Genomic DNA, 9,147 nt, shown 5'->3' with positions numbered 1-9,147 from the left:
CAGCAGACAGTCGAGCCATCGACGCAGGAAGAACCCCCTGGCCACAGGGCTAGGAGCTCGGCGAGGCTCAGGGGAACCCGTGGGATGTCGCACAGTGGGCGGGAGGCCGTCCCCGCCTGCTCAGCTCTGACGACGAGGACTTCGTCATCCAGACGGCCACCACCCGCCCCGGCAAGCTCGGCCAGCCCTTCACCCGCTGGTCACTGCGCAAGCTCGCCGCATATCTGCGCAAGGTCCACGGCCAGGTGATCCGTGCCGGCCGCGAGGCATTACGCGGCCTGCTCGCCCGCCGCGGCATCACCTTCCAGCGCACCAAGACCTGGAAAGAATCCCCCGACCCCGAGCGCGACACCAAGTTCGACCGCATCAAGCCCGTCCTCGACCGCTCCCCGGACCGCGTCTTCGCGTTCGACGAGTTCGGCCCACTGGGAATCCGGCCCACCGGTGGCAGCTGCTGGGCCGAACAGACCCGGCCCGACCGGGTGCCGGCGGCCTACCACCGCACCCACGGCGTGCGGTACTTCCACGGCTGCTACTCGGTCGGCGACGACCCCCTGTGGGGCGCCAACCCGCGCAAGAAGGGCGCCGGGAACACGCTGGCCGCGCTGAAATCGATCCGCGCCACCCGGCCCGACGGCGCCCCGATCTACGTGATCCTGGACAATCTGTCCGCCCACAAGGGCGCCGACATCCGGCGCTGGGCGAAGATGAACAAGGTCGAGTTGTGCTTCACGCCGACCTACGCCTCGTGGGCCAACCCCATCGAAGCCCACTTCGGACCGCTGAGGCAGTTCACCATTGCCAACTCGAACTACCCCAACCACACCGTGCAGACCCGGGCGTTGCACGCCTACCTGCGGTGGCGCAACGCCAACGCCCGCCACCGCGACGTCCTGGCCGCCGAACGCCAGGATCGCGCCCGCATCCGCTGTGAGAAGGGCATCCGCTGGGGCGGTCGGCCCCTCGCCACGGCGGTGTGACCGCCAGCGATATGTGGCCAGGGACGGTCGCGGGACCTCTGGTGACTATCCTGTGCTCACGGGTGGTTGGCCATTTCGCTCAGCCGTAGCTGGCCAGTACGGTAACGATTCGTCGCGTGCTGTGCTCAGGCATGCTTCGTAGGGCGCAGCGGTCGGCTACTCGCCAGTGACGCCATCGATGGCCTCGCGGAGGAGATCCGCATGGCCGACGTGGCGGGCGTACTCCTCGATCACGTGCTCAAGGATGAACCGCACATCGGTGTCACCGAATTCCGGGTTCGGCACGATGCGCGCGAGGTCAACGGTCGCCTTCGCGAATACCTGCCGCGACTCCTCGCATGCCTTGAGGTAGTCCTCGTAGACGTCCCTGGCCGGCGTAGCGTCCGACTCGTCGTACCACTCGCCACCGTCAGCGGTGACGTAGGTCCGATAGGGAAAGAAGCGAGGCGTCGTGCCGGCCAACGTCCGCTGGAACCAGGCACGCTCAACCCCCTGCAGATGGCGCATGAGCCCCAGCAGGGTCAACGCCGACGACCACACAGGACGTAGCCGCAGTTGTTCATCCGAGAGGCCCTCGCACTTCCACAAGAAGGTCGCTCGGTGGTAATCGAGATTCGAGGCGATCACCTCCAGCCACGGGCCCGATGCTGCGCGCTCAGGCCGGACGATCTTCTGGACCACAATGTCGCTCACGCTGGAGTCTCCTCACCGGCCATCAAGCTTGGTCGAGTTCGTACGTGCCCACGATCCGAGGACTGGGCGGCGCCTCTACTGGCACCTCACGAGCACGTCCGCCCAAGAAGACCTCTCTTCGTATCGGAACTCATCGCTCGATGCCGCCTCGGGAGTGGCCCTCCACGGCTGTGAGTGGCCAGGTATCGCTGCGAGTCACAGGTGGCCTGAACGCAACCCGGCGGTCACAGCACTAGGCGTGAACGTTTGGCGATACCCACCACGAGTACGAATATGTGGCGTGACCCCGGCGGACGAGGTTTCCGGGCAAGGGCACCCTCAGCCACAGCAGTCGACAGAGGAGAACGAATGAGAACCAGCATCTGGCCATGGTTCTGCGGCTGGCTCGCCGTCGGCGCAGTGGGGTCGCTCAGCCTTCTGACCCTGCTCACCATCGGCCTGTACCTGTTGCTCGTCACGATCGTGGCGGCTGGCGTGCTGGCGTCCCGACGGGGCTCCTCGGCAGGACTTCAGGGTGTGATATCCGGTCTCGGAGTACCGCTCTTGTACGTGGCCTTCCTCAATCGGGGAGGCCCAGGAACGGTGTGTACCACCACAGCCACCGGTCAGTCGTGCGTGGACGAGTACAACCCTTGGTTCTGGCTCGCTGCGGGGGTGGCCCTCCTGATCGCGGGGATCGTGGTCGGCGCTGTCCGGCAGCACCGGGCGACGGCTCGCTGACGACGTGCTCGGCCGGATGACCCGTGCACCGCGCGGGCAGCGTGACCTGTACGCGGCTCACGCACAGCAGCCGCACACCGCGTGGCCCGTCGAAACGACACCCCGGCACAGCTGCTCGGCTGAGCCGGGGAGTGCAGACCAGCGCGCGGACGCCCCGCGCCGGTTGCTGTGTCCCATGGGCGCGGGACGCCGCGGCGACGCGCGCCGCCCGGGACGTCAGGCCGCGGACTCGGGCGAACCGATCGGCTCGGGCAGAAGTCGAGCGCTGAGACGGCTGGGGCTCGGCCAGCGAACGTCGTGGACCCAGCCCAGCTTCTCGAATATCCAGATGAGGCGTGCCGAGGGATCGAGCTGGCCCGGCAGCACGCCGTGGCGCGCGCCCGTGGGGTCGGCGTGATGTGAGTTGTGCCAGCTCTCGCCGAAGGACAGCAGTGCGAGCGGCCAGAAATTGGTGGCCTTGTCCCGACTGGCGAACGGGCGCTTGCCCGCGACGTGGCAGACCGAGTTCACCGACCACGTGACGTGGTGCAGCAGCGCCATCCGGATCACGCCGGCCCAGAAGAACCCGGTCAGAGCGCCGGTCCAGGTGCCGGTGACGAGCCCGCCGACCAGCGCCGGGAGCAGGAGCGAGACGGCGGTCAGCGGCCCGAAGAGCCGGCCGATGAGCCGCATATCGGGATCGGCGGCGATGTCAGGCGCGAACCTGGCCCGGTTGCTCAGCTCACGCTTAAGCATCCACCCGATGTGCGCGTGCAGAAGCCCCTTGAGCAGCGCGCGGGTGTCGGTCCCGTAGCGCCAGGGCGAGTGCGGGTCGCTCTCTCGGTCGGCGAAGGCGTGGTGACGGCGGTGGTTTGCCACCCACTGGACCGGCGAGCCCTCGACCCCCAGCGAACCCGCGACGGCGAGGGCGATCCGCAGGCCCCGCCGTGCCTTGAACGAGCGATGCGTGAAGAGGCGGTGATAACCGACAGTGAGGCCGAAGCCGGACACAAGGTAGGCGACCACCGCCATGCCGACGTCCAGCGCGGACAGCCCCCATCCCCACACGAACGGCACCACGGCGATCAGGCTGATCGGCGGGCCGACGACGAAGATCCACATAGCCACCCCCGCCGCAGCCGTCTGCGGGGCGTCGAGCAGCGGCTTGGCCCCCGCCACAGGTTCGGCGTCGTGTTCGGCGACGGCCAGTTCAGAACGGTCAGCGTCGCTCGGGTTCATCGGTTCCTCGCCGTCGCTCAAGCTTGTGCGGACATGGTGCTGGACCGGCCGGGATCACGCGCGGTCTCGGGCGCGCCCGGCGGCCGCAGGGCACACGATCCCACCGGACGGCATCCGCGCAGGTCGTCGCCGATGTCCAGGGTGTGAACGGCGCGGGACCAAAGCTCTTTCGCCTCCCGGCGGGAGGTTCAGTCCTCGACGTGCCGCTCCTGTCCGATGACCGTTGGTGATTCCAGCCGGGGTTGCACGTCTGACTACGGCAAGGTCATTACGAGCCGACCTGGGTGAACTGCCCGCATACCAGGTTAAGTAGAGCCATCCGGCTTGCTCGGTCAGCCCCGAAGTCCCGGAGGCACCGTTCCACCGCTCCGTCGCCCCCACCCCCGCCGGCCCGCGGGGGACACCCGTCCAGGCGGATACCCCGTATGGGCCAGAAACGCCTCGATCACCTTCTGTGCGGCCCGGTGCGGTGGTACCGCCATCAGTACCGCGTCGTCTCCGTTCGGCAGCGGCGGTGCCACCAGGGCGACTTCGTCCCCGGACCGCAGACGCAGCACCAGTGCCCGCAACCGGTGCTGGTCCTCGGGCACGGTGCGCAGGCGCGCGTGCATCTGGTCCTGCGCTGGGGAGCACAGCTGTACGTGGGCCAGCAGCGTCCCGTGCTTGAACTCCTGCCAGCGGCCGAACCCAAGGCTGCGGAACGGCGGCTCCTGCCATGGCCGCAGCGCGTCCAGACGTTTCAGTAGACGCCGCAGGAAGTTGCGGACTGACGGTTCGTCATGCGGCTGCCAGGACAGGTCCTTCTCCCAGGCGTCCACCGCGATTGCCGCCTCGATCCCTGCGTACTGTTCTTCCGCGGTGAGGTCGTAGAACGGCTGCTCCAGGATCATGCGACTGATGCGCTCGACTTCCTCATCGCCCAACGCGCGACTGAACTGCAGGCAGTAGAGGATCGCTTCAAGCATCCCTGAATTCATGCACACAGTATGACCACCCAGTTCTCCGCCCAGGGGCTGGTCCGAACCGGCGGGCAGGGCGGTCACGGTCTCGGGGCATCGCGAACGCCCGACCGCTGCATCCCTTGCCTGAGGCGAGTGCGGGGCATTCTCCGAGGATCGTCCACGCCATCGCCGACCCCGCGCCCTGGCACCGCGACGCAACAACGCGTCGGTCACGGCTCTGCCCTGTCCGCCGGTTGCGGCCCGGACGAGGAGGGGCTCATCAATCATCGAATGGCGCCCTCGTTTTGACGAGATAGCAATGGACCGTCAACGGTGATGTCTGCCGCCGTGGTGTCATTCTGCGATGTGTCCTCGTGGGTCCGCTGTTACCTGAACAGATGTGGGACCAGTCTCGCCCCGGGCCCAAGCATCAGTCGTCTGACTGCGCTCCGTACGCGGGGCCATGGCGAACGGGGTAGGACACGACGCACGGCACGAAGCCGCCGGGGACCCCGCGGCAGGGTGAGTCGGAGGTGTTTCGGACGCCCCTGCGAAGCCCGCTTCGCGAGGTCGGCGGGTTCGCCTCAGGCAGCCGCCGATCGGGGGCCTGAGGCGTGGGGGAGGTCTTGTTCGGCCCAGACGACCTTGCCGCCCGATGTCGAGCGGGAGCCCCACCTGCGGGACAGATTGGTGACGAGGAAGAGGCCGCGCCCGTTCTCGTCCGTGGCGCGTGCGCGACGCGGACGCGGGGGGCAGAGGCCGGTGTCGGACACTTCGCAGGTCAGGACCTGGTGTCGGATGAGCCGCAGCTCGATCTGTCCGGTGCCGTGGCCGATGGCGTTGGTGACGAGTTCGCTGACGATCAGCTTCGTGGCGTCCTCGAGACGTTCCAGGCCCCATTCCGTCAGCTGACGTGTCGCCAGGTTGCGGGCGCTGCGGACGGCGGACCGGTCACCGGGCAGTGCCCAGGAGACGACCCGGCTCGGGCTGAGAGAACGGGTCCGGACGAGCAAGAGTGTGACGTCGTCGCACGGAGCCTGGTCGGGGACGGTCTTCGTTGCGATGTGGCAGAGGTCTTCAAGGGATCGGCCCGGTTGTGCGAGGGCGGTGCCCAGCCGGTGCATTCCCTTTTCGATGTCGTGGTCGCCGGTGTCGATCAGACCGTCGGTGTACAGGGCGAGGACGCTTCCCTCGGCCAGCTCCAGCTCCACGGATTCGAAGGGTTCCCCCAGGCCGACGCCCAGGGGGGCTCCGGTGGGGAGGTCCGGGTATGAGACCCGTCCCTGCGGGTCGATGATCGCGGGCGGGGGGTGGCCGGCCGATGCCATGGTGCACCGGCGGGTGGCGGGGTCGTAGACGGCGTACAGGCAGGTGGCGCCCGCCACCACATGGGCCTGGTCCGGGGTGTCGGCGTCTTCCTCGCCCAGTCGCTGGACCGTGTCGTCGAGGTGGCCCAGCAGCTCGTCGGGGGGCAGTTCCATGTCGGCGAGGGTGTGGACGGCGGTTCGGAGCCTGCCCATGGTCGCGGCGGCGTGGAGACCGTGTCCGACCACATCGCCGACGACGAGGGCCACCCGAGCGCCGGACAGCGGGATCACGTCGAACCAGTCGCCGCCGACACCGTGGTCCACGTCCGCGGGCAGGTAGCGCGACGCCACCTCGACCGCCGTGCCGCCTGTCAACCGGCGGGGGAGCAGATGGCGTTGCAGCGCGAGGGCGGCGCTGTGTTGGCGAGCGTACTGACGGGCGTTGTCCAACGCGCGCGCGGCGCGGCCGACGAGCTCTTCGGCCAGGAGCAGATCGGCCTCGTGGAAGGGCACGGGATCCGTTGTACGGACGAACAGTGCCACGCCCAGCAGGGCGCGCCGTGCACGGATGGGCACGACCATGATCGAGTGCATGCCGTATTCGCGGACCATGTGCGCCAGTTCCGGCACCTCGTCGACCCATGTCCCCGGAGCGGTGTCAAGGACCGGCTCCAGGCGGGACTTCCCGGCGTGCAGCACGGAGGTGAAGGGTGAGGCAGGAGGTACGTTGACCGGCTCGCCGCGCTTCCATGGGGATTCCGGTACGCCTTGGTGGATCGAGGCCAGACCGGCCCGCCGGAATGTGGGGAGGCGATGGCCCGTCGTCGCGCTGATGCCGACCGGGGGCCCCTCCCCGATCGAGATCGATTGCTCCAGGTCCACGGCGACGTAGTCGGCGAGCAGAGGCACGGCAAGGTCGGCCAGTTCCTGGCTGGCCTGCATCACGTCCAGGGTGCTGCCAAGACGCGTACCGGCCTGGCTGAGGACGGCGAGGCGCTCACGCGCCTGCCAGCTCGCGGTGATGTCGGCGCTGATGACGCACACCCCCAGCGATTGGCCGTCGGCACCCTGGAGGCACTGGAACGAGACCGCGAACTGATGCTCAGGGCCCTGGTTCGTCGGCAGCCATGTCCGGTACTCAAGGATCTTGGTCGCACCGTTTTGGACGACCTGCCGCATTACCGCCTCAATTGTTTCGGCATTGGCACCGGGCAGTGCCTCGGTGAATCGACGTCCGAGGCGTCGGTCACGGGGAATGCCGTCGTGGCTCTCAGCAACGTCGTTGACGTAGGTGGATCGCAGCTGCCGGTCACGAATGCCGACACCGATCCCCGCGCGGGCGAGAAGCGGCCCCCTCACCGATCTGTCTATCGCGTCCCCGGACTGCGGGACGGTGTCGGTCACGGACGCGAGCCATCGCGCGGACCCGTCCTGACCGCGCAGCATCGTGATTCGCACGCTGACGTCGAGCACACGGCCATCCCGGTGGCGCACCGCTGTCGCCCCTGACCAGCCGTTTTCGGCATGACACTGCTCGACGAACGCTGACGTCGGCGTCGCTTCCTTGAATGACGGCAGCACGAGTGCGGCGGACCGGCCCACGGCGTCCCTGGCGGAGTATCCGACGAGCCGTTCGGCGGTGTGTGTCCATGCGGCGACCGTCCCCTGCTCGTCGAGCAGCGCGATTGCCGTGTCGGATATATCAGACGCGTTCAACTGCTTACCGAGTGTCACTGCGTCGAGGCTGGTCGTGGTCATTGAGTGCTGTCCTAGGGGGAGTCTGGGAAAGCCGGCGGTGTGGGGTTGGAGTAATGTGCCCCTTTTGCATGCAATGACCGGATGACAGACGGTTCTGTGACAGTGGAGCAGTCGTGACTGATACGGCTTCCGTTGTTCAGGTTTTGGTCGGGCTGCCGGCCGGGTGAAGCTCTACGTTGCAGGCTGACCCGCCCCGCCTTCGGGTGACCTTCTCCCTCGAGCTGCAGCTCGTCGCGAGTAGGGGACGCTCTGCATCCTGCGCTTCACGGTGTGTGATGCAGGGCGCCGCGCTCGTATCGAGCGGTCGGCCTCGCCGACGAGCTGAAAGATCGGGGAGTGTTGCTGGGACAGTGGAGGAACGCAAAAGGGCCCGCAGATTCAGATGCGGGCCCTCTCATAGGTCCAAGTCGCTTACTGCGGGGTGAATGCGTTGATCACTTTGCATGGGGGGGGTGAATCCGTGCAGGGGCATGGCGAAACCGTTCCTCCGGACTGAGCATGTGTTGCACGGGCTCAGTCGGATGCTCCGAACGGTGTTGGGCGTCCTGGTCTGCCGCGTTCGCGCCGCGTCTGGTCCCAGCGGATCGTGTCCGTGGTCCGTGGTCCGGGGATGCGGGGGCGGGTTTCCTCACGCCCGCGGGTGCCGCGTGCGGCCTGGGCGGTCCGATGCTGCTGTCCATCGCTCTGGTGGGCAGGAGGCGGTGTCGTCCGTCGCCGGATGCGGTGCCCCGGGGCGCGCCTGCCGATCGCGATGCTGGCGGCATCGTGTCGGCTGGTTTTCCTGGTCGTGTGGGTGAGGGGTTTCTGCCAGTGCTGGGCGCCCCACCTGCGGGTGTAGGCCGGGTCGACGCGATGATGGTGATGCCGAGTTCGGCCGCCATGCTGACGAGCCGGGCCTGCAGCTTGGACACGGGCATGCCGGAGATCGCCTGCCGAAACCGCTTCTGGCGCCCGTGTTTCTCCCGGGTTTTCTCCGCGCCGAGGTCGAGGTCTTCGATCGCGATCGACACCCCGTGGCGTTTCGCCCAGTGCAGGGGCCGGATCAGTGCGTGCCGTACCTGGGCATCCCGGTGGTCCGTGGTGCCGGACAGGTCGTAGAAGAACCGGCGCGGCCCGCCGCACGGGTTGCCGTGCTGATCGAGGCGTCAGGCGGCGAGGTGGTCGGCGTTGGTGTCGACACCGATCAGGCCGCCTGTGCGGGCGTGGGACAGGGTGACGGTGGTGACTGGCGGGATCGTCCACGAGGTGGTGAGGTACCAGCGCATGCGCTGCACGTCGTAGTGGATGCGGTAGGCCACGGCCCGGTTCGTGGTGATGCGGTCGGCCCACTCGTCGCTTCGGTGGTGGAAGACCGCAGCGCCGGTGAGCGCGTACCGGCCGTGCGGGGCGTTGGCGAGGTGGGCGAGCGGGGTGGGTAGCTTGAGGGAGACTTCGCCGTCCGGGGTGACGCGGATCGTCTCGTTCCCGAACCGCTTGCCCGATTCGCCGTCCGCCTGCAGGAACCAGCGCTCCGCTTCCCAACGACGCCGC

At 68.1% G+C, this 9,147-nt stretch carries 5 protein-coding genes and 2 pseudogenes; 2 read left to right on the top strand and 5 right to left on the bottom strand.

The features are described 5' to 3' along the window. Positions 1-92: 92 nt before the first annotated feature. Positions 93-980, top strand: a pseudogene (locus tag ACWDA7_RS47125) (IS630 family transposase); the annotation flags it as partial. Between the two features lie 156 nt (positions 981-1,136). On the opposite strand, the gene ACWDA7_RS47120 reads toward ACWDA7_RS47125, so the two are convergent. Continuing rightward, positions 1,137-1,673, bottom strand: coding sequence for a DinB family protein (locus tag ACWDA7_RS47120; RefSeq protein WP_450613629.1), 537 nt, complete (start codon positions 1,671-1,673; stop codon positions 1,137-1,139). Positions 1,674-2,021: 348 nt separating this feature from the next. On the opposite strand from ACWDA7_RS47120, the gene ACWDA7_RS47115 reads away from it, so the two are divergent. After that, on the top strand, positions 2,022-2,393 hold the full coding sequence (locus ACWDA7_RS47115; protein ID WP_450613627.1) for a hypothetical protein: 372 nt from the start codon (positions 2,022-2,024) through the stop codon (positions 2,391-2,393). Between the two features lie 216 nt (positions 2,394-2,609). Here the strand turns inward: ACWDA7_RS47115 and ACWDA7_RS47110 are convergent, their stop codons facing one another. The 4 genes and pseudogenes from ACWDA7_RS47110 to ACWDA7_RS47095 all read right to left on the bottom strand — a co-directional run. Next, entirely contained in the window at positions 2,610-3,611 is a 1,002-nt protein-coding gene (locus ACWDA7_RS47110; RefSeq protein ID WP_450613631.1) for an acyl-CoA desaturase, read from the bottom strand. Positions 3,612-3,943: 332 nt separating this feature from the next. Next, on the bottom strand, positions 3,944-4,588 hold the full coding sequence (locus tag ACWDA7_RS47105; RefSeq protein WP_450613625.1) for a hypothetical protein: 645 nt from the start codon (positions 4,586-4,588) through the stop codon (positions 3,944-3,946). Positions 4,589-5,136: 548 nt separating this feature from the next. After that, a complete protein-coding gene (locus ACWDA7_RS47100) occupies positions 5,137-7,617 on the bottom strand; it encodes a SpoIIE family protein phosphatase (protein ID WP_450613623.1) in 2,481 nt (826 codons plus the stop codon). 517 nt (positions 7,618-8,134) lie between these two features. Continuing rightward, positions 8,135-9,147 (bottom strand): annotated as a pseudogene (locus ACWDA7_RS47095) (IS200/IS605 family accessory protein TnpB-related protein); the annotation flags it as partial.

Source organism: Streptomyces sp. NPDC001156 (genome assembly GCF_053598275.1).
Note: the sequence above shows the minus strand (reverse complement) of the source record. Positions and strands in the feature narration are given on the sequence as shown.